General features: G+C 74.6%; 21 protein-coding genes. 12 read left to right on the top strand and 9 right to left on the bottom strand.

All coding sequences use genetic code 11. The features are described from left to right. The first annotated feature begins 2 nt into the window (after window positions 1-2). The 5 genes from RE027_RS12430 to RE027_RS12450 all read left to right on the top strand — a co-directional run bounded on the left by RE027_RS12430 (window position 3) and on the right by RE027_RS12450 (window position 4,080). Window positions 3-440, top strand: coding sequence for a MarR family winged helix-turn-helix transcriptional regulator (locus RE027_RS12430; RefSeq protein WP_368808584.1), 438 nt, complete (start codon window positions 3-5; stop codon window positions 438-440). Window positions 441-554: 114 nt separating this feature from the next. After that, window positions 555-1,547 (top strand): dehydrogenase, encoded by a 993-nt coding sequence (locus RE027_RS12435; protein WP_368808585.1) that lies wholly within the window; start codon window positions 555-557, stop codon window positions 1,545-1,547. A 27-nt stretch (window positions 1,548-1,574) separates the two neighbouring features. Next, entirely contained in the window at window positions 1,575-1,991 is a 417-nt protein-coding gene (locus RE027_RS12440; RefSeq protein ID WP_368808586.1) for a 6-pyruvoyl trahydropterin synthase family protein, read from the top strand. Then, window positions 1,988-3,214 (top strand): glycosyltransferase family 4 protein, encoded by a 1,227-nt coding sequence (locus RE027_RS12445; protein ID WP_368808587.1) that lies wholly within the window; start codon window positions 1,988-1,990, stop codon window positions 3,212-3,214. The genes RE027_RS12440 and RE027_RS12445 overlap by 4 nt, the downstream gene beginning before the upstream one ends. Then, on the top strand, window positions 3,211-4,080 hold the full coding sequence (locus RE027_RS12450; protein ID WP_368808588.1) for a class I SAM-dependent methyltransferase: 870 nt from the start codon (window positions 3,211-3,213) through the stop codon (window positions 4,078-4,080). Before RE027_RS12445 ends, RE027_RS12450 begins: the two co-directional genes overlap by 4 nt. Here the strand turns inward: RE027_RS12450 and RE027_RS12455 are convergent. Beyond that, entirely contained in the window at window positions 4,073-4,840 is a 768-nt protein-coding gene (locus tag RE027_RS12455; RefSeq protein WP_368808589.1) for a CDP-alcohol phosphatidyltransferase family protein, read from the bottom strand. The genes RE027_RS12450 and RE027_RS12455 overlap by 8 nt on opposite strands. Window positions 4,841-4,932: 92 nt before the next feature. On the opposite strand from RE027_RS12455, the gene RE027_RS12460 reads away from it, so the two are divergent. The 5 genes from RE027_RS12460 to RE027_RS12480 all read left to right on the top strand — a co-directional run bounded on the left by RE027_RS12460 (window position 4,933) and on the right by RE027_RS12480 (window position 11,059). Beyond that, the gene (locus RE027_RS12460; protein WP_368808590.1) at window positions 4,933-5,820 is read left to right on the top strand and encodes a lysylphosphatidylglycerol synthase domain-containing protein; all 888 of its coding nucleotides are present in this window, start codon (window positions 4,933-4,935) and stop codon (window positions 5,818-5,820) included. A gap of 77 nt (window positions 5,821-5,897) precedes the next feature. Then, on the top strand, window positions 5,898-7,334 hold the full coding sequence (locus RE027_RS12465) for a sensor histidine kinase (RefSeq protein ID WP_368808591.1): 1,437 nt from the start codon (window positions 5,898-5,900) through the stop codon (window positions 7,332-7,334). Beyond that, on the top strand, window positions 7,328-8,020 hold the full coding sequence (locus tag RE027_RS12470; RefSeq protein WP_368808592.1) for a response regulator: 693 nt from the start codon (window positions 7,328-7,330) through the stop codon (window positions 8,018-8,020). The genes RE027_RS12465 and RE027_RS12470 overlap by 7 nt, the downstream gene beginning before the upstream one ends. A 214-nt stretch (window positions 8,021-8,234) precedes the next feature. Next, complete coding sequence (locus RE027_RS12475) at window positions 8,235-10,589, top strand: coiled-coil domain-containing protein (protein ID WP_368808593.1); 2,355 nt, start codon at window positions 8,235-8,237, stop codon at window positions 10,587-10,589. Between the two features lie 134 nt (window positions 10,590-10,723). Continuing rightward, window positions 10,724-11,059, top strand: a complete 336-nt coding sequence (locus tag RE027_RS12480; RefSeq protein WP_368808594.1) for a DUF6907 domain-containing protein — start codon at window positions 10,724-10,726, stop codon at window positions 11,057-11,059. Between the two features lie 136 nt (window positions 11,060-11,195). Here RE027_RS12480 and allB read toward each other — a convergent pair whose 3' ends face one another. From allB to aceB, 5 genes are all read right to left on the bottom strand, one after another. Beyond that, window positions 11,196-12,845 carry an allantoinase AllB gene (allB, locus tag RE027_RS12485; RefSeq protein ID WP_368808595.1) on the bottom strand — a complete coding sequence of 550 codons (1,650 nt, stop codon included), beginning with the start codon at window positions 12,843-12,845 and terminating at the stop codon, window positions 11,196-11,198. Further along, window positions 12,842-14,059, bottom strand: a complete 1,218-nt coding sequence (locus RE027_RS12490; protein ID WP_368808596.1) for a glycerate kinase — start codon at window positions 14,057-14,059, stop codon at window positions 12,842-12,844. Before RE027_RS12490 ends, allB begins: the two co-directional genes overlap by 4 nt. A 99-nt stretch (window positions 14,060-14,158) precedes the next feature. After that, window positions 14,159-14,980: a bifunctional allantoicase/(S)-ureidoglycine aminohydrolase gene (locus RE027_RS12495; protein ID WP_368808597.1), complete on the bottom strand. Its 822-nt coding sequence runs from the start codon at window positions 14,978-14,980 to the stop codon at window positions 14,159-14,161. A 1-nt stretch (window position 14,981) separates the two neighbouring features. Continuing rightward, window positions 14,982-16,334 carry a DUF6986 family protein gene (locus tag RE027_RS12500; protein WP_368808598.1) on the bottom strand — a complete coding sequence of 451 codons (1,353 nt, stop codon included), beginning with the start codon at window positions 16,332-16,334 and terminating at the stop codon, window positions 14,982-14,984. Next, window positions 16,331-17,947, bottom strand: a complete 1,617-nt coding sequence (gene aceB, locus RE027_RS12505) for a malate synthase A (protein WP_368808599.1) — start codon at window positions 17,945-17,947, stop codon at window positions 16,331-16,333. Before aceB ends, RE027_RS12500 begins: the two co-directional genes overlap by 4 nt. A 374-nt stretch (window positions 17,948-18,321) precedes the next feature. Here aceB and RE027_RS12510 point away from each other — a divergent pair, with 374 nt between their 5' ends. Further along, window positions 18,322-19,086, top strand: coding sequence for an IclR family transcriptional regulator (locus RE027_RS12510; protein ID WP_368808600.1), 765 nt, complete (start codon window positions 18,322-18,324; stop codon window positions 19,084-19,086). 59 nt (window positions 19,087-19,145) lie between these two features. On the opposite strand, the gene pucL is transcribed toward RE027_RS12510, so the two are convergent. The 3 genes from pucL to uraD form a co-directional block, all read right to left on the bottom strand. Beyond that, the gene (gene pucL / locus RE027_RS12515) at window positions 19,146-20,057 is read right to left on the bottom strand and encodes a factor-independent urate hydroxylase (RefSeq protein ID WP_368808601.1); all 912 of its coding nucleotides are present in this window, start codon (window positions 20,055-20,057) and stop codon (window positions 19,146-19,148) included. Between the two features lie 63 nt (window positions 20,058-20,120). After that, window positions 20,121-20,447 carry a hydroxyisourate hydrolase gene (gene uraH, locus RE027_RS12520; protein WP_368808602.1) on the bottom strand — a complete coding sequence of 109 codons (327 nt, stop codon included), beginning with the start codon at window positions 20,445-20,447 and terminating at the stop codon, window positions 20,121-20,123. After that, a complete protein-coding gene (uraD, locus tag RE027_RS12525; protein WP_368808632.1) occupies window positions 20,444-20,941 on the bottom strand; it encodes a 2-oxo-4-hydroxy-4-carboxy-5-ureidoimidazoline decarboxylase in 498 nt (165 codons plus the stop codon). Before uraD ends, uraH begins: the two co-directional genes overlap by 4 nt. Window positions 20,942-21,133: 192 nt before the next feature. On the opposite strand from uraD, the gene RE027_RS12530 reads away from it, so the two are divergent. Further along, window positions 21,134-21,916 carry an SDR family oxidoreductase gene (locus RE027_RS12530; RefSeq protein ID WP_368808603.1) on the top strand — a complete coding sequence of 261 codons (783 nt, stop codon included), beginning with the start codon at window positions 21,134-21,136 and terminating at the stop codon, window positions 21,914-21,916. Window positions 21,917-21,964: the final 48 nt, after the last annotated feature.

Here is a 21,964-nt window from a genome sequence, read left to right on the forward strand (position 1 = left end):
GCATGCAGGACGACGCGGGCACGAACACGGGGCTGCTGCTGTACTACCCGTACCGGGACATGGAGATCCGCGTGATGGAGACCCTGCACGCCGGCGGTTTCGAGGACCTCTCCTACGCCCAGGCGCGGATCTTCCAGCGCATCGATCCCGGGGGATCCCGCCTGGTGCGGCTGGCCGAGCAGGCCCGCGTGACCAAACAGACCGCCAGCGTGCTCGTCCAGGCCCTCGAGCAGGAGGGCTACGTGGAGCGCCGTCCCGACCCCGCCGACGCCCGGGCACGGCTGGTGACCGTCGCCGCGCGCGGCCGGGCGGCCCAGGCCGTGGCGGCCGGGGTGGTCGCCGAGGTCGAGGCGCTGTGGCGGCGGAAGCTGGGCGCGGGCCGCTATGCCGAGCTGCGACGGGCGCTCGCCGAGCTGCACGAGGAGCCCCGGACCGGCTGACCTGCCCTGCGCCGACCGACCACGTGAGCCCCAGTGACCACGCGATCCCGTGGTCGCTCGGGCCGACCGTGCTCACCCGGTGGCGCGGAGCCGCCGGCACGCCACAATGGGAGCATGACCGACGTCGCTCAGCAGCCCAGGACCTGCCGCGCCTACTGGACCGTGGAGCCCGGCCGGGGAGAGCTGCGCACGGCACCGCTGCCCGCTCCGGGCCCCGGCGAGGTCCTGGTGCGGGCGCTGCGCTCCGGGGTCAGCCGCGGCACGGAGTCGCTCGTCCACCGCGGACTCGTCCCGGCGCGCGTGCACGAGCGGATGCGGGCCCCCTTCCAGGAGGGGGACTTCCGGGGCCCTGTGAAGTACGGCTACCTGTCGGTCGGCGTCGTGGAGCAGGGCCCGGAGGAGCTGGTGGGCCGGCGCGTGTTCGCCCTCCACCCCCACCAGGACCACTACGTGCTGCCCGCCTCCGCCGTGACCCCCGTGCCCGACGACGTGCCCTCCGAGCGCGCGGTGCTCGCCGGCTCCGTGGAGACCGCCGTCAACGCGCTGTGGGAGGCCGCGCCCCGCTTCGGGGACCGCGTGGCCGTGGTCGGCGCCGGGATGATCGGGGCGTGCGCGGCCGCGCTGCTGGCCCGCTTCCCGCTGGCCCGGCTCCAGCTCGTGGACCCGCAGCCGTCCCGGGCCGGGCTGGCCGGGGCGCTCGGCGTGGAGCACGTGCTGCCGGAGGACGCGGCGGGGGAGTGCGACGTCGTCGTGCACGCCTCCTCCACCGCCGCGGGCCTGGCGCGGGGGCTCGAGCTGCTCGGCGACGAGGGGGAGCTGATCGAGATGTCCTGGTACGGCGACGAGGACCCCGCCGTGCCCCTGGGGGCGGACTTCCACGCCCGCCGGCTGCAGATCCGCGCCAGCCAGGTGGGCGCCGTCGCCCCCGCCCGCCGGGCCCGCCGCACCACCGCCGACCGGCTCGCCACCGCCCTCGACGCCCTGCGCGACCCCCGCTTCGACGCCCTGCTCTCCGGGAGCTCGCCCTTCGAGGAGCTGCCCGCGACGATGGCGCGCCTCGCCTGGGGCGCCCCGGAGGTGCTGTGCCACGTGGTGCGCTACGACTGACGACCGATCCCCGACCCGAGGAGAACCGTGTTCACCCTGACCGTCCGAGACCACATCATGATCGCCCACAGCCTCCCGGACCCCTTCTTCGGCCCGGCCCAGAACCTGCACGGGGCCACCTACGCGGTGGAGACCACCTGGGCCCGTCCCGAGCTCGACGAGCACGGGGTGGTCATGGACATCGGCGTGGCCTCCCAGCTGCTCTCGGGCGTGCTCGACGGGCTGCGCTACCGCAACCTCGACGAGCACCCGGACTTCGCGGGACGCCTGTCCACCACCGAGGTCCTCGCGCAGCACGTCGCCGAGCGGCTCGCCGCCGGGGCGGCCGGCGTCGCGGGCCTCGAGCGCCTGACCGTGACCCTGCGGGAGAACCCCGACGCGTGGGCCTCCTACACCCTCGGGCTGCCCGTGCTGAGCGAGCGCGGCGGCCCCGCCGTCCGGTGAGCACGGAGCCCGCGGTGCTCGACGTCGTGGTGCCCGACGACGGCGGACGGCCCACCGGTGGATCGCTCTACGACCGCCGGCTCGTGCAGGCGCTGCGCGCGCGCGGCCGCCCGGCCCGCCTGGTGCCGGTGGCCGGGGACTGGCCCGCCGCCGACGGCGCCGCCCGGGCCCGGCTGCGGGCGGCCCTGGGCGAGCCGTCCCCCGGCCGGGCGGTCCTGCTCGACGGCCTCGCCGGGTGCGCCGCTCCCGACGTCGTCGACGACGCCGTGCGCCGCGGCGTGCCCGTGCACCTTCTCGTGCACCTGCCGCTGCCGGCCGAGACGGGGCTGGAGCCCGCGGCGGCCGCGCAGCTCGCCCGGGCGGAGGCCGCCGCCCTCGCGGCCGCGACCGGGGTGCTGACCACGAGCGCCTGGGCGGCCCGCGACCTGTCCCGGCGCTACGGCACCGCGGACGCGGCGGTGGCCGAACCGGGGGCGCCGCGGGGGCCGGTGGCGGCGGGCTCGACCCCGCCGCGCCTGGTCTGCGTCGCCTCCCTGACCCCGCGCAAGAACCAGCTCCTCCTGCTCCGGGCGCTCGCGCCCCTGACCGGGCTCGCCTGGACCCTCGAGCTCGCCGGGCCCGAGGGCGCGCCCGCCCACGGGCACCGGCTCCGGGCGGCGGTCCGGGACTTCCCCGATCCCGCCCGGGTGCGCCTGCGCGGCCCCCTCGAGGGCCCGGCACTCGCGCGGCTGTGGACGGGCGCGGACCTGCTGCTGCTGCCCTCGACCGCGGAGACCTACGGCATGGTCGTGACCGAGGCGCTCGCCCACGGCGTGCCCGCGCTGGTGGGGGCCGGCACCGGCGCCGTCGAGGCCCTCGACGGCGGCCCGCGCCGCGCCGCGGCGCCCCGGCCGGGTGCCGCCCTCGACCCCACCGACCCGGCGGCCTGGACCGAGGTCCTCCGCGACTGGCTGACCAGCCCCGGACTGCGCGCGCAGTGGCGGGCAGCGGCGCTGGCCCGCCGCGAGCACCTGAGGACCTGGGCGGACACGGCCCGCGACGTCCTCGCGGCGATCGACGCGTGCCCTCACCCGAGCACCCGCCCGAGTCCTGACCCGAGCCCTGACCCGAGCACTCTCCCGAGCACGTTCCCGAGCGCCGGGCCGGGCGCCGGTCCGGCTCCCGGCCCCACCCGCGTTCCGAGCCCCGATCCCACACCAGAAACCAGGAGGCCGTCACCATGAACCCGTCCCTGCCCGACCACCCCACCCCGGACCGGCCCGTCGCCGGCGACTGGCTGGCGCTGCGCGAGCCCGCCGACGCCGCGGCCCGCGAGAACTCCCTGCCCCTGATCGACCGGCTCGTCCAGTACTGGGAGGGACTCCTGGCCGAGGACGCCCCGGCGGAGGAGCCGCTCGTGGTGGTGGACCTCGGCGCCGGCACCGGTGCCAACCGTGCCTGGCTGAGCCGGCACCTGCCCGGCCCCCAGCGCTGGGTCCTGCTCGACCACGACCGTGCGCTGCTCGACCGTGCCGTGAGCGCCGCTCAGGAGGGCGGTGCCGACGTGGTGCCCGTCCTCGCCGGGGTGGAGGAGCTGTCCCGGGTGCTCGCGGAGCACCCGGGCTCCCGCCGGCTGGTCACGTGCTCCGCGCTGCTCGACCTGCTGAGCGGGGAGCAGATCGAGGAGCTCGCCCGCGTCCTCGCCGCGGAGGCCGTCCCGGCGCTGCTCGCCCTGACCGTCGACGGCGAGGTCCTGCTGGACCCGCCCCACCACTTCGACGCCCCGGTGCTGGGGGCCTTCGAGGACCACCAGCACCGCGGCGAGCTCGCCGGGACGGCCGCCGTGCGGCTGGCCGCCGAGGCGCTGCGGGAGCAGGGGATGGTCGTGGACGTGACGCCCACCCCGTGGTGGCTGTCCGACCAGGAGTGGGTGCGACCCCTGCTGGAGCGCTTCCTGGCCGACCGGGCCGACGCGGCCGTGGAGCACCGCCCGGACCTCACTGCTGAGGCGCACGCCTGGCTGCGGACCCGCCTGGTCGACTGCGCCCGGAGGAAGCTGCGGGCCACGGTGGGGCACGCGGACGTCCTGGCCCTCCCGCCCGTCAGCTGAGCCCGCGCGCCGACCGCTCCAGCCGCAGGACGTCCCGCCCGAAGGACACGAGGAGCAGGGCCAGGGCTGCGGCCGTGGCGGTGACGGCCAGCGGCAGGGGGATCAGGGGGACCAGGGCGCCGAGCAGGACCCCGCCCTGGATCCCCGCCACCACGCGGCGGTAGGACGAGAAGGGCAGCGGGCGGCGCCAGGCGGGGCGCACCCGCAGGCCCAGCAGGAACAGGTAGCGCAGCGCCCCGATCAGCAGCACCCACCACGACCCCGGCAGCCCGAGCCGGGCGGCGACGGCCAGGGAGAGGACGAGCAGCAGGGCGGCGTCGACCTCCTGGTCGAACCGCGCCCCGGCGCGGGTCGCGGTGCCGGTGCGGCGGGCCACCCGGCCGTCGATCCCGTCGAGCACCCAGGCGGGCAGGGCCAGGGCGACCACGGCCCAGCACCACGCCCCGGCGGGCCCGTCCGCCGGGGTCGCGAGCACGGGGACCAGACCCGCGGGCAGCAGCGCCGCGCACAGCGCGACCAGCACCGAGCGCGCCATCGTGACCCGGTCGGCGGGCCCGTAGGGCTCGGTGCGACGGCGGACCGTGCTGCGCACCACCGCGCCCAGCACAGCGAGGCCCAGCAGCACGGAGAGCGCCAGCACGGCCGGCGTCGTGCCCGTGGCCGCGCCCAGCACGACGAGGCCCGATCCGAGTGCCGCGAAGGCCAGGACGCCGTCCCGGCGGGCGGAGGGAGGGGGCGCGGTGGGTGGGGCCAGCGGCATGCGGTCGCCTTCCGGGTCGGGGCTTCTCATCCTGTGCGGGGCGGTCCGCGGCGTCAATCCGGGCCGCCGCCGGCGATGGCTAGACTGCGCCCATGCCCGCCGAGACCACGCCCGCCCGCCGCGGGCGTCGTCCTCTCCGTCGTCTCCTGCTGCCGGCCGTGCAGGCGCTGGCCGGACTGGTCCTGCTCGCCGCGCTCTTCCGGGTCCTCGGCGCGGAGGCCGCGCGCAGCGCCGTGGGCGTCCTCAGCCCCCTCACCGTGGTGCTGGCGCTGGCCGCCGGGCTCGTGGCCACGGCGGCCCAGGCCCAGCGGTGGCGGCTCGTGGCCCGCGGCCGCGGTGCGAGGATCGGTTTCCGGGAGGCCCTGGGCGAGTGCTGGGCGGCGGGGCTCGTCAATCTGCTCCTGCCCGGAGGCGTGTCCGGGGACGCGGTGCGGGTGCTGCGCCGCCGCCGGCGCGGCGACACCTGGCCCGGGGCCGGAGGTTCCGTGCTGGGGGAGCGGCTGGCCGGAACCTCCGTGCTCCTGGCCGCGGGTACAGTCCCGGCCCTGGCGGTCGGCCCCTGGGCCGCCGCGGCCTTCGGCGCCGGGGCGCTCACGGTGGCGGCGGTGGCGTGGCGCGCCACGAGCGGCTCCCCGGCCCGGGACCGGGCCGCCGTGTGGGTGCTGTCCGTGCTGGCCTGGGCCTGCTACCAGTGCCTGTTCCTCCTGGCCGCGGTGCGGACCGCTCCGCAGGAGACCCTCGCCGGACTGTGGGGCACCACGGTCCTGGGCCTGGCGGGCATGTCCGTGCCCATCGGGATCGGCGGCTGGGGGCCGCGGGAAGGGATCACCACGCTTGCGGCCGTGGCGCACGGAATTCCGGCGCAGACCGGGTTCTCCATCTCCCTCGGCTACGGGCTGCTCGCCCTGGTCTCCGCCCTGCCGGGGGCGTTCGTGCTGGCCGGCTGGCTCCGGCCGGTCGGGAGCAGGACGGGGGCGTAGGGGCGGCTCCGCGCCACACCGAGAGAAACGCATGGATGTGCCGTCCCGGCGGACCCGACGACCGTAGGATCCGGTCCATGCGATCCCCCACCGCGCCGATCGACGGCCCCCCGGGTGCGGGCAGCCGCCGATCTGCTGTCCGGCTGAGCACGGCCGGTTGGGTGGCCGGGCTGCTGGTGACCGCTCTCGTGCTGTGGAGCCCCCATGTGCTCTTCGGCTACCACAACCCCTCGTTGCACCTGATCCTGGACTCCGTGGACGCCTGCGTGGCGCTGCTGGTGGCGTATCTGCTGCACGAGCGGTTCGTCCGTCGCGGCCGCATGCAGGACCTGCTGCTCGCGCAGGGGCTCGTGCTCCTGGCAGTGGCCGGTCTGGGTCTGACGGCTGTCACGGAATGGCTGGCCGGCGGGCAGCAGGGCGCTCTGCACGTCTGGCTTCCGCTGTCCCTGAGGGTGGCCGGCGCCGCCCTCATCACGGCGGCCGCCCTGGTGCGTCCCGGGCGGCTTGCCCCTCGCACGCGGTGGCCGTGGACGGTGATCGTCCCCGCCGCGGTCGCCGGGGTGGCCGCCGCGTCCCTGTGGGCGTGGCGGGAGCGGCTGCCCGCGGCCCTCGACGCGACCGTGGCGTCCGCACCTGCCCAGCAGGAGCTGCTCACCGGCCACCCGGTGCTCCTGGCCGCGCAGGGCGGAACGGCACTGTGCTTCGCCATCGCCTCGTTCCTGTTCACGGCCCAGGCGGCACGACGGGCGGACTCCCTCCTGGACTGGCTGGGACCGGCCTGCGCCCTGGCCGCCTTCGCCCGCGTCAACTACCTCCTGTTCCCGTCCCTGTACACCGACTGGCTCTACACCGGTGACCTGCTCCGCACGGGGTTCTACCTGCTGCTCCTGGTGGGAGCCCTGCGGGAGATCGAGCAGTACTGGAACGCGTACTCCCGGGCAGCGGTGCTGGAGGACCGGCGCCGGCTCGCCCGGGAGCTGCACGACGGCGTGGTCCAGGAGCTCGCGCTCATCCGGATGGAGGGACACGGGCTGCCCCGGGGTGAGCCGTCCCGGGAGCGGATCCTCGGCGCGTGCGACCGGGGACTGGACGAGGCGCGGGCCGCCGTCCACGCGCTCGGCCACGACGGTGACGAGCCGCTCGATCTCGTGCTGCGGCGCGCGGGGCGAGAGATGGCCCAGAGGTACGGCATCCACCTCGAGGTGGAGGTCGACGACACCGTCGACGCCGACCCGGACCAGCAGCACGCGCTCGTGCGCATCGCCCGTGAGGCGGTGGCCAACGCGGCGCGGCACGGCCGCGCCGGGCGGTTGCGCCTGCGGCTGGTCCGCGACGGCGACCGCCGCCGCCTGGTCGTCGAGGACGACGGCGCCGGGTTCGACGTCCACCGCGCCACCGGGGCGGGCGCCGGGTACGGTCTGATCAGCATGCGGGATCGGGCGCGGTCGCTGCCCGGATCGCTGGAGGTGCGCTCGGAACCGGGCGGGGGAAGCGAGGTGACGGTCACGTGGTAGACGGTGACGCGGTGGAGCTCGACGCGCTGGCCGGCGACGCGGTCGAGGAGGAACGGATCCGGGTCGTGATCGCCGACGACCACGCACGGGTGCGGGCGGCGGTGCGCCGGGCGCTCGAGACCGGCGGGTGCGAGGTGTGCGCCGAGGGCGCGAGCGCCGACGACGCGGTGCGGCTGGCCGTCGAGCACCGCCCGGACGTGGCGCTGCTCGACATCCACATGCCCGGCAGCGGGATCCGGGCCGCCGAGCTGATCAGCCGCAGCCTGTCCCGGACTGCAGTGGTGATGCTCACCCGGTCGGACGACGACGAGGACCTCTTCGACGCGCTGCGGGCGGGTGCGGCCGGATACCTGCTCAAGGGTGCCGACCCGGCGACCCTGCCGGGTGCCCTGCGCGGCGTCCTGGCGGGGGAGGCCGCGATGCCCCCGGCGCTCGTCACCCGCGTCCTGCAGGAGTTCCGCGCCCCGGGGCGGCGGATGTTCCGGCGCACGTCCGACGTCGCCGGCAAGCTCAGCCCGCGCGAGTGGGAGGTCATGGAGCTGCTCGCGGAGGGGCGCTCCACCGAGGAGGTGGCGGGCAAGCTGTTCGTCTCTCCGACGACCGTGCGCGTCCACGTCTCCACGGTGCTCCGCAAGCTGCGGGTCAAGGACCGTGCGAGCGCCTTCCGGGTGCTCAAGGGCGAGTAGGGCCCCGCTCGGCGCACTGCGCGCGCTGGTCCCGGAGGAACGGGTTTCGTAGGAATCCGCCAGCGTTCAGGCATTTGAACGCGAGATCGGTGCGCCGGGGCACCCCGTTTACCAAGTTGAACGCGCGAGCATCCCCCAGCGCGCCGGACGTGCCACAGACTCCTCACAGAAGCCTGCTCAGGGGGAGCGGGCTGAACGATCTGGGGGAACCATCATGTCTTTCACACGCACTCCTGCGACGTCGTCCGGCACGTCCTTCCAGCGCGTGGCCGGCCGCGCCGTGGCGGCACTGGCCGTCTCCGCCGTCTTCGGCGGGATCGCAGTGGGTGCACCGGCGCACGCTGTGCCGTCGTCCACCACCTCGGTCGGCGGAGTCTGCAACGGCGTGGTCAACCAGGCGGCGCACCGCGGCACGGTGCAGCAGAACCTGCTGAAGGCGGCCGCGAAGAAGAACGCGGCGCAGATCACCCGGCTGCAGGCCGAGAGGGCGACGCTGGCGAGGACAGCAGAGGAGCTCGCCGCGAAGATCACCGCGGAGCAGAAGGCCCTCGACGAGCTCGATGCCCGGGACGGGCAGCTCACCACCGACATCGCCGCCGTCACGGAGGAGCTCGCGGCGCTGCCCGCCCAGCAGACCGCGGCCGCCGTGGCCGTGGCCGACGCGAAGGAGGCCCTCGCGGAACTGCAGGCCCAGCGCACCGCTGTGCAGGATCAGCTGGAGCCTCTGCAGGCGGGCCTGGCGGCCGCGCAACAGGAGCGCGACGGCCTCGAGCTGGGAGCCGCGGCGGCCGCTGACGACAGCACCGCCGTCCAGCAGCGGATCGCCGCTGCCCAGGTCCAGCTGGGGACGCTGGAGGACGCCGCCAAGGATGCCGCGGACGCCCTCACCGCGAAGGGCGACCGGATCAGCGCCGTCCAGGGGGAGCTGACCGCGCTGGAGAACGCCGCCGGTGAGTCCGCGGCCGCCCTCGACGCCGCCGAGGCCGCGGTCATCGCGGCCGAGGAGGAGCTGCAGCGGCTGGAGGACAGCGGCACCGCGGCCCAGGAGAAGCTCGACGCCCAGCGGGCGAAGATCGCCGGGGCGCAGGGGACCCTGGCCTCGGCGCAGGACGAGGCCGAGGCGGCCGCCGGGGCGCTGGCCGCGCAGCAGGCGGAGATCACCCAGGCCGAGGGCGAGCTGACCGGGCTGCAGGACGCGGCGGAGAAGGCCACGGACACCCTGGCCGCCCAGCAGGCGGAGATCACCCGGGCTCAGGGCGAGCTGACCCCGCTGCAGACCGCCGCGAAGGCCGCCGCCGACGCCGTCGCCGCCAACGCCCGGAAGATCGAGGCGGTCAACGCCGAGGTGCTCAGCATCGAGGACGACCTCAGGTCGAAGAACGCGCAGATCACGGAGAAGCAGGCCGAGCTGGAGCAGGCCCGGGAGGAGCTGAGGACGCTCCAGGCGCGCCAGAGCTTCCTGACGAGCGAGATCGACCGGCTGAAGAAGCTCAACGGCGGCAGCAAGGCCGAAAGAGACGCCCGAGCGGCTCAGATCGCCGCCTACGAGACCGAGCTCACCACGGTCAAGACTCGGATCACCGACAAGAGCACGACGATCTCCGGGCTGCAGGGGGACCTGGCCACGCTGCAGTCGGCGGTCAACGAGCTGAGCGCCCAGCTGACGGCCAAGCAGGCGGAGAGCGCCGAGCTGCAGCGGCAGGTCGCCCCGCTGCAGGCGTCCCTGGCGACAGCCGGCACGGCCGTGAGCACGAAGCAGGCGGAGATCCTCGACCTGCAGGGGAAGCTGCCCGGACTCGGGGCCGCCGCGACCGACGCGAACACGGCGGTGACCGTCCAGCAGGCGGAGCTCGCTGAGCTCCGGGGCGAGCTGCCGGCACTGCAGAACGCGGTCGCCGCCGCGGAGGACGCGGTCACGAAGCAGGAGCAGCTCGTCGCGGATCTCGAGGCCGCCCTGCCGGAGCTCACGGCAGGCGTCGAGGAGGCCGGGCCGCGGATCACCGAGCAGAAGGCGGTGCTGGCCGGCCTGCAGTCCGATCGCGCCGAGGCCCAGGAGACCCTCGAGGCCGCGGACGCCGCCGTGACCGCCAAGGCGGCGGAGGTCGAGGAGCTGCAGGCAGAACTTCCGGCACTGGACGCCGCGGCGAAGGACGCCGCGCAGTCCGTGACGGCCAAGCAGGGGGAGATCACCGCGCTCAACACCGAGATGGACGCCCTGGTCGCCGAGCTGGCCGCTCTGAACGGACGGATCGCGGCGAAGGAGGGAGAGGTCCTCGGCCTGCAGCTCCGCGTCGGCCCGCTGCTGGACGAGCTGACCAAGGCCGACGAGGAGGTCACCGCCACGGAGGAGAAGCTGAAGGCGCTGCAGGCCCAGGTGGTCGCCCTGGACGGACAGGTCAGCACCGCGCAGGCCAAGCTGCGCGACCTGGAGGCGCAGAAGAAGCAGAACAAGGCCGCGATCGCCGATCAGACGGCCGTCGTCAAGGAACGGCAGGCCCAGCTCGGCGACCTCCAGCGGCAGATCAGCGCCATCGACGCGAGCATCGCCCTCGGTGGCTGCGCCGCCTGACCACCGGCTCCGGACAACCGGGAACGGAAGAGGCACCCATGACGGGTCGGGGCCCGGGCCGATCGGCTCGGGCCCCGACCCGCACGGACCGTTCCCGCAGGGCTGATCGCACGGTCGGGGAGAGAGGGACGGACATGTCCGGAGAGACGTACAACCCGTCTGTGGCGCCGAGGTGCCCGGACTGGTGCGTCGCCCCGCACGGCCGCTACCGCGGCGAGGAGGACTGGATCCACTTCGGGGAACCGCTGCGCCTGACCCGGGACGGCATTCGCGCCCAGCTGTGCCTGTCGGTGGATCCGGCGACCGGTGTGCACGACGGCCCCCACGTGCTCATCGGGGCCACCGAGTACTCCCCGGTCGCCGCCGCGGCGCTGGGCCGGGCACTGACGGGACTGGCCGAGCTGGGCCTGGAGACGCCCTCCCCGGCGGCTCCGCCGGGGAGCCCGGACCTCCCGGTCTCCGGTCCCTGAGCGCCCGCCCGGACCGGGGCGTCCGTCGGGCCGGGGTGTCAGCGGGTGTTCATCGCACGAGCGCGGGGGCGGGCACCTCCCGCCGGACGTCCCCGGCCGGCAGGGCGGACGGCCGAGGACGCACGGGGTCCGTGCGTCAGCTCTCCCCGCGGCGGAGGAGCCGACCGCGCGGCGTCGCGAAGTCCACGGCGGCGCCCCGGAGAAAGGTCTTCCGGACCGTCCCGGACAGCGCCTTGCCCTGGTAGGGGGTGATGGGGTTCCTGTGGTGCAGCCGGCCGGCGTCGACCACGAAGGCGTCGTCGGGCGCGAAGACCACCAGGTCCGCGTCGTAGCCCGGGGCGAGCCTGCCCTTCGTGCGCAGGCCGGCCCGCCGGGCGGGGCGGGCGGACATCCACTCCACCACGCGCTCCAGCCCGATCCCGCGGCGGCGGGCCTCCGTCCAGATCAGGGACAGGCCCAGCTGCAGGGAGGAGACCCCGCCCCAGGCCACGCCGAAGTCCCCGTGGTCGAGGTCCTTCAGGTCCAGGGTCGAGGGGGAGTGGTCGGAGACGATGAAGTCGATGGTCCCGTCGAGCAGCCCCTCCCAGAGCAGCTCGCGGTTGCCGACCTCCCGCACCGGCGGGCAGCACTTGAACGCGGTGGCGCCGTTGGGCACCTCCTCGGCGAGCAGGGTGAGGTAGTGCGGGCAGGTCTCGACCGTGATGTCCAACCCGTCGCGCTTGGCCGTGGCGAGCATGGGCAGGGCGTCGGAGGAGGACAGGTGCAGGATGTGCGACCGTGCTCCCGTCCAGCGGGTCCGCTCGATGACCTCGGCGATCGCCAGGTTCTCCGCCCCGCGCGGACGCGACTTCAGGAACGTCTCGTAGACGTCGCCCTCCGGGTGCGGAGCACGGTCGATGGCCCGGGAGTCCTCGGCGTGCACGATCATCAGCGAGTCGAACGTCTTGAGATCGGCGAGGTCCTCCTCCATCTCGTCGGCCTCGAGGTGCGGGAACTCGTCCACCCCGGAGTGCAGCAGGAAGCACTTGAAGCCGAAGACGCCGTCGTCGTGCAGCTCGCGCAGGTGGGGCCTGTTGCCGGGAACCGCCCCGCCCCAGAAGCCGACGTCCACGAAGACGTTGTCCCGGGCGAAGAGGCGCTTGTACTCGAGCGCCGGCACGTTCACGGTGGCGGGGATCGAGTTGAGCGGCATGTCCAGGACCGTGGTCACCCCGCCGGCCGCGGCGGCGCGGGTCGCGGAGGCGAAGCCCTCCCACTCGGTGCGGCCCGGTTCGTTGATGTGCACGTGGGTGTCCACGAGACCCGGCAGCAGGTGCTCGTCGTCGGCCAGCTCCAGGACCTCACGGCCGGCCAGTCCGGCACCCAGGGGCTCGACGGCGACGATCCTGCCGTCGAGCACGCCGATCTCGCGGGCCGCGAAGCGGTCGCCGCAGGAGACGTTCCTGCCCCGGAGCACGAGGTCGAACTCACGGTGGCCGCGAGTGCCGTCGTCGCCGGTGCGCGGGGCGTCCGCGGCGTCCTCGGGCCGGCCGTGCTCCCGGTGGTGGTCGGCGATGAGGCGCCGGATCCGGTCGGGGTCGTTGACGTCCTCGCTGACCGCCAGCCTGTGCTCCTGCTCGGCCTCGTGGGCGTCGTGCGCCGTCGCCGGTCTGGTCGCCGAGCGGGCCGAGTCCTCCTGGGCGATCCCGTCCCGGTCCTCCGGCATCGGGGACGGACGCCCGGTCGCGTCCGCAGGGGCGCCCCCCCGGCCGTGCTCCGGCTGCTCCGGGTCCTGCGGCGGCGTCATGCACGCCCTCCCGGGTCGGGGGTGACCGCACCGGGTGCCGGGGCGGTCAGCGGGGGCTGCGCGGCGCCGAGCAGACCGGGGAGGTCGCGGGCGAGCCGGGCCCCCACGGACTCCAGCAGCCGTGCGGCCTCCCGCATGCACGTGCGCGGGTCCGGCTCGAGCTCGGTCAGGGCGTAGGTCCGCAGGAAGCCGGCCTCGCGCAGGGCGCGCGGCTCCAGGGTGGTCCGCCCGCACACCGCCACCGCGGGCACGCCCGCGGTGCGGGCCGTGTCGAGCACCCCCAGGGGGGTCTTCCCGCCGAGGGACTGCTCGTCGAGGCTGCCCTCGCCGGTGACCACGAGGTCCGCGCCGGCGAGCTGTCCGGCGAGGCCCACGAACTCCAGGACCACCTCGACCCCCGGGCGGCGGCGGGCGCCGAGCACGGCGAGCGCGGCGTAGCCCACGCCCCCGGCGGCCCCGGCGCCGGGGGCCTCGGCCGCGTGCAGCGCGGTCTCGCCGAGGGCGTCCGCGAGCCGGTCCCGGAAGACCGTCAGAGCGGCGTCGAGCGCGCGCACCTGCTCGGGGCCCGCGCCCTTCTGCGGGCCGAAGACCGCCGCGGCGCCGCGCTCGCCCAGCAGCGGGTGGTCCACGTCGGCGGCCAGGACGAACTCCGTGCTGTCCAGCCGGGGATCGAGACGGGTGAGGTCCACCCGGTCGAGCCGGGCCAGGGCGGCCCCGCCCCGGCCGAGCTCCTCGCCGGCGGCGTCCAGCAGCCGGGCGCCCAGGGCCTGGAGCAGCCCGGCGCCGCCGTCGGTGCAGGCGCTGCCGCCGATGCCGAGGACCACGCGCGCGGCCCCGGCGTCGAGGGCGGCGCGGACGAGCTCGCCCGTGCCGCGGCTGGTCGCGCCGCCGGCGTCCAGCACCGGCTCCCCGTGCTCGTCCACGGGCAGGGCCGCGAGCCCGGAGGCCAGGGCCATCTCCACCACCGCGGTGCGGTCCCGCAGGGCGAACTCCGCCTCGACCGGCTGCCCCACGGGACCCGTCACCGTGACGGGCCACGGGGCGAACCCCGCGCCGAGGGCGGCCTCGAGGGTGCCCTCCCCGCCGTCGGCCACGGGCAGCCGGAGCACCTCGGCCGCGGGGTCCACCGAGCGGATCCCGGCCTCGAGGGCCGCGGCCACGTCGGGGGCCTCGAGGGACCCCTTGAACTTGTCGGGTGCGACGACGATGCGCATCTGCGTCCTCCTGTCCTGGTCGGTGCCGGCACGGGGCCGGCGGATCGGTCGAGCGGGGCGGTCGCGACGGGGTGTCCCCGCCGCGACCGGCCCAGGGGGTCAACGCAGCTTCATCTGCCGGTTGACGTCCTTGTAGAGCAGGTACCGGAACCGGCCCGGACCGCCCGCGTAGCAGGCCTGGGGACAGAAGGCCCGCAACCACATGAAGTCGCCGGCCTCGACCTCGACCCAGTCCTGGTTGAGACGGTAGACGGCCTTGCCCTCGAGGACGTACAGGCCATGCTCCATCACGTGGGTCTCGGCGAAGGGGATCACCGCGCCCGGCTCGAAGGTCACGACCGTCACGTGCATGTCGTACCGGACGTCGTCCGGGTCCACGAAGCGCGTGGTCGCCCACTTGCCGTCGGTCCCCGGCATGGGGGTCGGGGCGACCTCCTGCTCGTTGGTGACGAACGGCTCCGGGACCTCGATGCCCTGGACGTACTCGTAGGCCTTGCGGATCCAGTGGAGACGGGCGGGCTCGTCGCCGGTGCTGCGCACGGTCCACTCGCACTCCGGCGGGAGGAACGCGTAGCCGCCGGGGGCGAGCTCGTGCTCCTCGTCCTCGACGGTGAGGGTGAGGGACCCCTCCATGAGGAACAGCACGCTCTCCACGCCGGACTCCGTCTCGGGCCGGTCGCTGCCGCCTCCGGGGGCCACCTCCACGATGTACTGCGAGAAGGTCTCCGCGAAGCCGGACAGGGGCCGGGCGAGCACCCAGACCCGGGTGCCGTCCCAGAAGGGGAGCCGGCTGGTCACGATGTCCCGCATGGTCCCGCGCGGGATCACCGCGTAGGCCTCCGTGAACATGGCCCGGTCCGTGAGCAGCCGGGTCTGGTCGGGGTGGCCTCCGTGCGGGGCGTAGTAGGTGGGGTCGGTCATCTCAGGTGCCTCCAGGGGTCGGGGTGCGCCCAGGGTGCCCGGGGTGGGCGAGGGCGGCCAGCTGCTGCTCGCCGAGACCCGCCGCGGCCTCCAGCTCGTCCTCGCCGATCGCGCCGCACAGCACACCGCGGTGCACGAAACGGGCCAGGGCGCGGGCGGTCGCCGGCTCGTCGGCGACGTCGGCGGCCTCGATGCCCGGCACGGACCGGTTGCGGTACGCCTGCAACCGGTGCGCGGCCGCGTCGAACGAGCGCCGGTAGAAGGCGTAGTTCGCGAGGAACCGGGTCGGCAGCTGGTGCGCGTGCAGGTCCCAGCCCTGGTACAGGGCCCGCTCCAGGGAGCGGCGGACCAGGCGCGCGTGCAGGGCCCAGGCCTCGCGCCGCTGGGCCGGGTCCCCCACGGGCAGCCGGTTGGTGGACCCGTCGGACAGCCGCACGCCGGTGCCGGCCACCGCGACCTGCATGACCTGCTTCGCGTGGTCGGCCACCGGGTGCTCCAGCGACTGGAACTCCGCGGCCACACCGAGCGACGCGGAGTAGTCGTAGGTGCCGTAGTGCAGGGCCGTGACCCGGCCACCGGCCGTGCGCAGCATCGCCGGGATCGGGCACGTGCCGTCGAGCCCCAGGACCATCGGGGCCGTCTCCACCTGGATCTCGAAGCGCAGCCGCCCCTCGGGCAGTCCCAGACCGTCCTCCAGCGCGCGGCACGCCTCGACCATCACCTCGACCTGCGCCACCGTCGAGACCTTCGGGAGGGTCAGGACCAGGCCCGGCGGCAGCCCGTCCTCGGCCACCCCCGACTGCGCGAGACCGCCCTCGCGCACGAGGGTGCTCACGAACAGGTCCAGCGTGCGCAGGCCCCGGTCCCGGGTCGCGGCCTCGAGGCACTTGAAGCGGATGCCCGCGAACGCCGGCGTGGAGGAGTCCGCGCGGTGCCGGGCCAGGGCCATCGCGGCGACGGTGCGCGCGGCGCCGACGGCGTCCCGGTCCTCCTCGGCGCCGGGGCGATCGCCGTAGCCGTCCTCGAGGTCCAGGCGCAGGTCCTCGACCGGCTCCTCGCGCAGCTTGCGCTCCGTGCGGGACACGACCTCTCCGCGCAGCGGCCCCTCCACCCCGGCCAGCTCGGCCAGGGCGGAGAGCCCTCCGGCCTGCTCCGCGGCGGTCAGCGCCGCCTCGCCCCACTCGCGGGCGGTGGCCGGGGTGACGAGGTCGGCGGGGACGTAGCAGGTGTGCAGGGGCTGCCGCGATCCGTCGTCGCCCGGGAAGCAGCGCTCCAGGGCCGCGTCGGTGTCCTCCAGCAGCCGCTCGGCGCGCCGGCCGAACGCGGCGGGCAGGCTCGTGGGCGGGCCGCTCACCGGCCCTCGAGGAGGTCGTAGGCGGGCAGGGTGAGGAAGTCGACGTACTCCTCCTCGAGGGCGAGGTCGGCGATGAGGTCGGCGGCGGGCGCGAAGTGCTCGTCGTAGGACTCCTGGCCGACCTCGTCCCGCAGCACCTCCCGCTGCCGCTGGAGCTCCTGTGCGACGAGCTCGCGGGTCGCGGTGTTGCCGGTGTCCTCGTAGACCACGCCGTTGCGGATCTGCTGCCAGATCTGCGAGCGGGAGATCTCGGCGGTCGCGGCGTCCTCCATGAGGTTGTGGATCGCCACGGCGCCGTTGCCGGACAGCCACACGGCGGTGTAGCGGATCGCCACGTAGAGGTTGGCCGCGAGCTCCTGCTGGGTGCTCACCCGGCCGGCGCTGGGGACGTCGAGCAGCTGCTCGGCGCTCACCTGCACGTCCTCGCGCAGCCGGTCGACCTGGTTGGGCTTCTCGCCCAGCACGCCGTCGAAGACCTCGCGGCAGGTGGGCACCAGGTCCGGGTGGGCCACCCACGAGCCGTCGAAGCCGTCCTCGGCCTCCCGGGTCTTGTCCGCGCGCACCTTGGCGAACGCCGCCTCGGTGGCCTCCGGGTCCCGGCGGTTCGGGATCACGGCGGCCATGCCGCCCATCGCGAAGGCCCCGCGGCGGTGGCAGGTCTGCACGAGCAGCTCGGTGTAGGCGCGCATCAGCGGGGCGGTCATGGTGATGGTGGAGCGGTCCGCCAGCACGAACCGCTCCCCGGCGTCCCGGAAGTACTTGATGATGCTGAACAGGTAGTCCCAGCGCCCGGCGTTGAGCCCGGAGGCGTGCTCGCGCAGCTCGTAGAGGATCTCCTCCATCTGGAACGCCGCGGGGATCGTCTCGATGAGCACGGTCGCCCGGACGGTGCCGTGCTCGATGCCCAGGTGCTCCTCGGCGAAGGTGAACACGTCGTTCCACAGCCGCGCCTCGAGGTGGGACTCCAGCTTCGGCAGGTAGTAGTAGGGGCCGTGGCCGTTGGCGAGCAGCAGACCCGCGGTGTGGAAGAAGTGCAGGCCGAAGTCGACGAGGGCGGCCGAGGCGGTCTGCCCGTCCACGGTGACGTTGTGCTCGGGCAGGTGCCAGCCGCGGGGCCGGGTGACCACCACGGCCAGCGGGGCGTCCTGGCGCAGCGCGTACTGCTTGCCCTCCGGGGAGGTGAAGCCCAGGGTGCCGCGCGCGGCGTCGCGCAGGTTGAGGACGCCGTCCACCTGGTTGTGCCAGGTGGGGCTCGAGGCGTCCTCGAGGTCGGCCAGCCAGACCTTCGCCCCGGAGTTCAGCGCGTTGATCGCCATCTTGGCCGGCGAGGCCGGCCCGGTCATCTCGACGCGGCGGTCCTGCAGCGCGGGCGGGGCCGGGGCGACCGTCCACTCGCTCTCCCGGATCTCCCGCGTCTCGGGGAGGAAGTCGAGGGAGCCGGTGGACGCGGCCCGGCGCCGGTGCTCCTCGCGCAGGCCGAGCAGCTCGGCCCGGCGGGGGGCGAAGCGGCGGTGCAGCTCGGCGACGAACTGGAGGGCGTCGTCGGTGAGGATCTCGCCGGCGCGGTCGAGGCCCTCCGGGACGGTGTGCTCGACGGTGCTCGTGGGGGTCATGGGAGTGCCTCCTGGTGGCTCGTGGGTCCGTGGACGGACGGGTGCGGGTCGGGGACCGGGCGTGTGCGGCGTCGGCGGTGGCCTTCGCGGCGGCACCCGCACCGGGTGTGCGGGTCCGCACGTCCTCCGGCCGCCTGCCCTGCACGTTCGGGGTCGTCGAATTCCTGGGACGGGACGTCACCCCGGATCCACCGGGAAGTCTGGGACGAACATTTCATCCATATCATGGAATGAAAATTTCGTATTATGGACATTATGGGACACTGGGGAGGAAGGCAAGGCATTCCGGTGGCCGGTGGCACGGCGCGTCGGCCGGTCGGCGGGCGAACGGTGCGCCGCGGCAGGAACGTCGACGAACGGACGAGCGGGAGACCATGACCACACGACCGGGAGCGGGCGGTGTGCAGTCGGTGGAGCGGGTGTTCCGGTTGCTCGAGGCGATCACCGCGGCCGGCGGCGAGATGTCGCTCAGCGAGCTCTCCGCCGCCGTGCAGCTGCCGCTGCCCACCATCCACCGGCTGCTGCGCACCCTGGTGCCCTCCGGCTACGTCCGCCAGCTGCCCAGCCGCAACTACGCGCTCGGCCCGCGGCTGATCCTGCTGGGCGAGGCCGCCGGGCGTCAGTTCGGCTCCGCCGCCCGCACCCGGCTGGACGAGCTGGTGCACGAGCTCGGCGAGTCGGCGAACATGGCCGTGCTCGACGGCCGGGAGGTCGTCTACATCGCCCAGGCACAGTCCAGCCGGTCGATGCGCATGTTCACGGAGGTGGGCCGCCGGGCCGACACCCACGACACCGGGGTGGGCAAGGCGATGCTCGCGACGCTGCCGGACGAGCGGGTCCGCGCCATCGTGGGCACCGCGGGCCTGTCCACGCCCACGCCGAAGAGCATCGGGAGCCTCGAGGGGCTCTTCGAGGACCTCGGCCGGATCCGGGAGCGCGGCTACGCGATCGACGACGAGGAGACCGAGCTCGGCGTCCGCTGCTACGCGGTGGCCGTGCCCGGTGCACCGACCCCCACGGCCGTCTCCGTCTCCGGGCCCGTGTCCCGGATGGACGAGGAGTTCCGGCGCCGGGCCGTTCCCCTCCTGTGCAGGACCGCGGAGGCGATCGCCTCCGAACTCGTCCCCGCCCCGCTCTGAGCGGCGGGGAGTCCCGCCGGCTGTGCCCGTCCGCCCTCGGAGGCCGTCCCCGGCGCCCATCAGCAGAAGCCGGCGATGCCCGCCCAGGCGTGCTCGTTCTCGGGCGCACCCTTGCGCTGGATCGTCGCCTCGATGAGCCCGAAGGGACGGTCCGCCGCGTAGTGGGTCTCGTTGTCGTTCGGGAGGTCGCAGAAGCCGAGGTCGTAGACGAAGTGGTGCTTGTTGGGGCAGGAGAACTTGATCTCGTCGATCTCCGGGTGGGCCTCGATGACGGCCTTGCCCATGAGGTAGAGGGTCTCCTGCAGCGCCCGCGAGTAGTGGTCGGTGAACCTGGTGAGGATGATCTCCTTGACGTCCGCGTAGACGGCGTCGAAGTCCACGTCCGTGCTGCTGTACCGCCAGCGGGTGGCCACGTCCGTGGACATGATCCGGTCCTCGGTCTCCGGGAGCGTGGTGTACCGGTCCTTGGGGTAGCCCGTGAACCCGGACCCGGTGGACTTCAGGACCGTCAGGTCCTGGAACCCGGAGATGACGCTCCGCGACCCGCCCTCGGCCACGACCACCGCGGTGCGCACCTCGTCCTTGTTCCGCACGAAGCAGTGGTCGTGGTCGCCGATCCGGCTCCAGGCGTGCTCCTGGGCGGCCCAGCGGCCCCCGGTGATCCACTCGAACTCGCCGGTGAAGTGGTCGGCGAGCTGGAGCAGCAGCGCCTCGGGGGAGTCGATCCCGTACTGCTGCACGAAGGCGAAGACGGTGTTCTTCTGCGTGTCGGTCGGCACGCAGCGGCTGTTGTCGCCCTGCGTGTGCACGGCGTCGAGGTCGCCGCGCAGCTGTGAGGTGACCACGAGGTCCCGGATCTCGTGGCGGTCGGTGTCGCGGTCGATGCGCACGACGTGGTTCTCGGCCTTGCCGTACTGGTTGGCGCCCAGGACGACGGTGTCCGTGCTCGTGCGGTTGACGACGTCGGTCATGACGAGAGCTCCTCGGGAAGGTGGGATCTGCTGGCGGAACGGGCGGGACCGCCGACTCCTGGGTCAGCTGCCCCGGTAGGTGGAGAAGGCGAACGGGCTCAGCAGGAGCGGCACGTGGTAGTGCCTCTCCTCGGCCTGCACCGTGAAGTGCACCGTCACGGACGGGTAGAACGTCGGCTGGTTCCTGGCGGCGAAGTACTCGCCCGTCGCGAAGGTGATCCGGTAGTCGCCGGACTCCAGGGTCTCCGGGCCCAGTGCTGCCACGCGGCCGTCGGGATCGGTCTCGGCGGTCGCGATCGAGGTCCCGTCGGGCGCCTCGAGGGCCACGGCGACCCCGCGGGCGGGGGTGCCGGTGACGGAGTCGAGGACGTGGGCGGTGACGTGGCTCATGGGGTGACGAGTCCTTCGAGTCGGAGGAGCGCGATCTGGCGCAGCTGGTCGGCGACCACGGCACGTTCCGTCCCGGGATCGTTGGCCATCCGGGCGGAGAGGTGCTCGAGGATCTCCTCGGGGGTGCGCCCCGCGGCGCGGATGAGGAACACCCGGCCGAACTTCTCCTCGTAGGCGAGGTTCCCCTCGCGCAGGCGCCGCCGGACGTCGGCGTCCGTGGGGTCGACCGCGGACTGCTCCGCGCGGGAGAAGCCGGCCTCCCGGTGGGATCCCTCGGCGCGCTCGCCGATGCGGGGGTGGTGCGAGAGGGCGCGCTCGACCTCCTCGGGCGTGAAGGGCTGCGCCGCGGAGCGAGCCGTCCCGAGCAGTGCATCACGGTGCGAGAAGGGCCGGGCGTCGACCACCGCCTCCAGCCAGCGCGGGATGTCGAGCGCGGGCCGGACCGCCTCGACCGCCTGGGTCCTGCCGAGGGAGTTGAACTCGCTGAGGTGCATCGGCTCCGCCATCAACCCTTCTGTGATTCCATGATGTGGAATGATTCTTCCGCGTATACAGTGAAGTGGACCACACGGTCGAAGTCAATGGTCTCATCCGCCTGTTACCGAGGTCTTGCAGGCAGGTGCCGAGAACGGAACTTCCGTTTCGCGAGCAGCCCGAGGGCTGCGAGGACGTCGAGGGAGCACGGGATGGGCGAGGCAGAGGGCCGGCGCGAGGACCCGGACGCGGTGGAGAAGGTGCTCGTGGTGACCGGAGCCGGCTCGGGGATCGGCCGCTCCGTGGCGCGCACCTTCCTGGCCGCCGGATGGGTGGTCGTCCTGGCCGGCCGGCGGCGGGACGCGCTGCTGGAGACGGCCGCGGGGGCGCCGGGGGCCCGGATCGTGCCGGTGGACGTGGCCGACGCACACAGCGTGTCCTCGGCCTTCCGGGAGATCGAGCGGCTGACCGGGCGAATCGACGTGCTGTTCAACAACGCGGGCACGTTCGGGCCCCGCGGTGAGGTGGACGAGATCGACCCCGTGGAGTGGCAGCGCACCCTGCAGGTCAATCTCACCGGGACGTTCCGGTGCTCGGCGGAGGCCTTCCGGATCATGAAGCAGCAGCGGCCCCGGGGCGGACGGATCATCAACAACGGCTCGATCTCCGCGCACGCGCCCCGTCCGCTGTCCGCGGCCTACACCGCGAGCAAGCACGCCGTCACCGGCCTCACCCGCTCGCTGGACCTGGACGGCCGCCCCTACGGCATCACCTGCGGCCAGATCGACATCGGCAACGCGGCCACGGAGCTGCTGGCGGGCCTGGGCACGGACGGCGGCGCGCTGCAGGCCGACGGCACGCTCCGCCCCGAGCCGAGCTTCCCCGTCGAGGAGGTGGGGCGGGCGGTGCTACTCATGGCCGAGCTCCCCCCGTCCGCCACGGTGAACTCGCTCGTGCTCACCGCCTCCGGGATGCCGTTCGCCGGGCGCGGCTGAGCGCCGCCGGCCGCGCCCGGCGAGGAGCTCCTCCCGGTCGGTCGTCCG

It is taken from the genome of Kocuria sabuli, from assembly GCF_040981185.1.
Taxonomy (GTDB): Bacteria; Actinomycetota; Actinomycetes; order Actinomycetales; family Micrococcaceae; genus Kocuria; species Kocuria sabuli.

Bases quoted from the DNA above. Each gene is read 5' to 3' on its own strand.
- RE027_RS12530 (WP_368808603.1), top strand. From the start codon at position 21,134: ATGGGCGAGGCAGAGGGCCGGCGCGAGGACCCGGACGCGGTGGAGAAG.
- RE027_RS12450 (WP_368808588.1), top strand. From the start codon at position 3,211: ATGAACCCGTCCCTGCCCGACCACCCCACCCCGGACCGGCCCGTCGCC.
- RE027_RS12480 (WP_368808594.1), top strand. From the start codon at position 10,724: ATGTCCGGAGAGACGTACAACCCGTCTGTGGCGCCGAGGTGCCCGGAC.
- RE027_RS12460 (WP_368808590.1), top strand. From the start codon at position 4,933: ATGCCCGCCGAGACCACGCCCGCCCGCCGCGGGCGTCGTCCTCTCCGT.
- RE027_RS12475 (WP_368808593.1), top strand. From the start codon at position 8,235: ATGTCTTTCACACGCACTCCTGCGACGTCGTCCGGCACGTCCTTCCAG.
- RE027_RS12435 (WP_368808585.1), top strand. From the start codon at position 555: ATGACCGACGTCGCTCAGCAGCCCAGGACCTGCCGCGCCTACTGGACC.
- allB (WP_368808595.1), bottom strand. From the start codon at position 12,845: ATGACGCCGCCGCAGGACCCGGAGCAGCCGGAGCACGGCCGGGGGGGC.
- aceB (WP_368808599.1), bottom strand. From the start codon at position 17,947: ATGACCCCCACGAGCACCGTCGAGCACACCGTCCCGGAGGGCCTCGAC.
- RE027_RS12510 (WP_368808600.1), top strand. From the start codon at position 18,322: ATGACCACACGACCGGGAGCGGGCGGTGTGCAGTCGGTGGAGCGGGTG.
- RE027_RS12495 (WP_368808597.1), bottom strand. From the start codon at position 14,980: ATGACCGACCCCACCTACTACGCCCCGCACGGAGGCCACCCCGACCAG.
- RE027_RS12490 (WP_368808596.1), bottom strand. From the start codon at position 14,059: ATGCGCATCGTCGTCGCACCCGACAAGTTCAAGGGGTCCCTCGAGGCC.
- pucL (WP_368808601.1), bottom strand. From the start codon at position 20,057: ATGACCGACGTCGTCAACCGCACGAGCACGGACACCGTCGTCCTGGGC.
- uraD (WP_368808632.1), bottom strand. From the start codon at position 20,941: ATGCACCTCAGCGAGTTCAACTCCCTCGGCAGGACCCAGGCGGTCGAG.
- RE027_RS12455 (WP_368808589.1), bottom strand. From the start codon at position 4,840: ATGCCGCTGGCCCCACCCACCGCGCCCCCTCCCTCCGCCCGCCGGGAC.
- RE027_RS12465 (WP_368808591.1), top strand. From the start codon at position 5,898: ATGCGATCCCCCACCGCGCCGATCGACGGCCCCCCGGGTGCGGGCAGC.
- RE027_RS12430 (WP_368808584.1), top strand. From the start codon at position 3: ATGCAGGACGACGCGGGCACGAACACGGGGCTGCTGCTGTACTACCCG.
- uraH (WP_368808602.1), bottom strand. From the start codon at position 20,447: ATGAGCCACGTCACCGCCCACGTCCTCGACTCCGTCACCGGCACCCCC.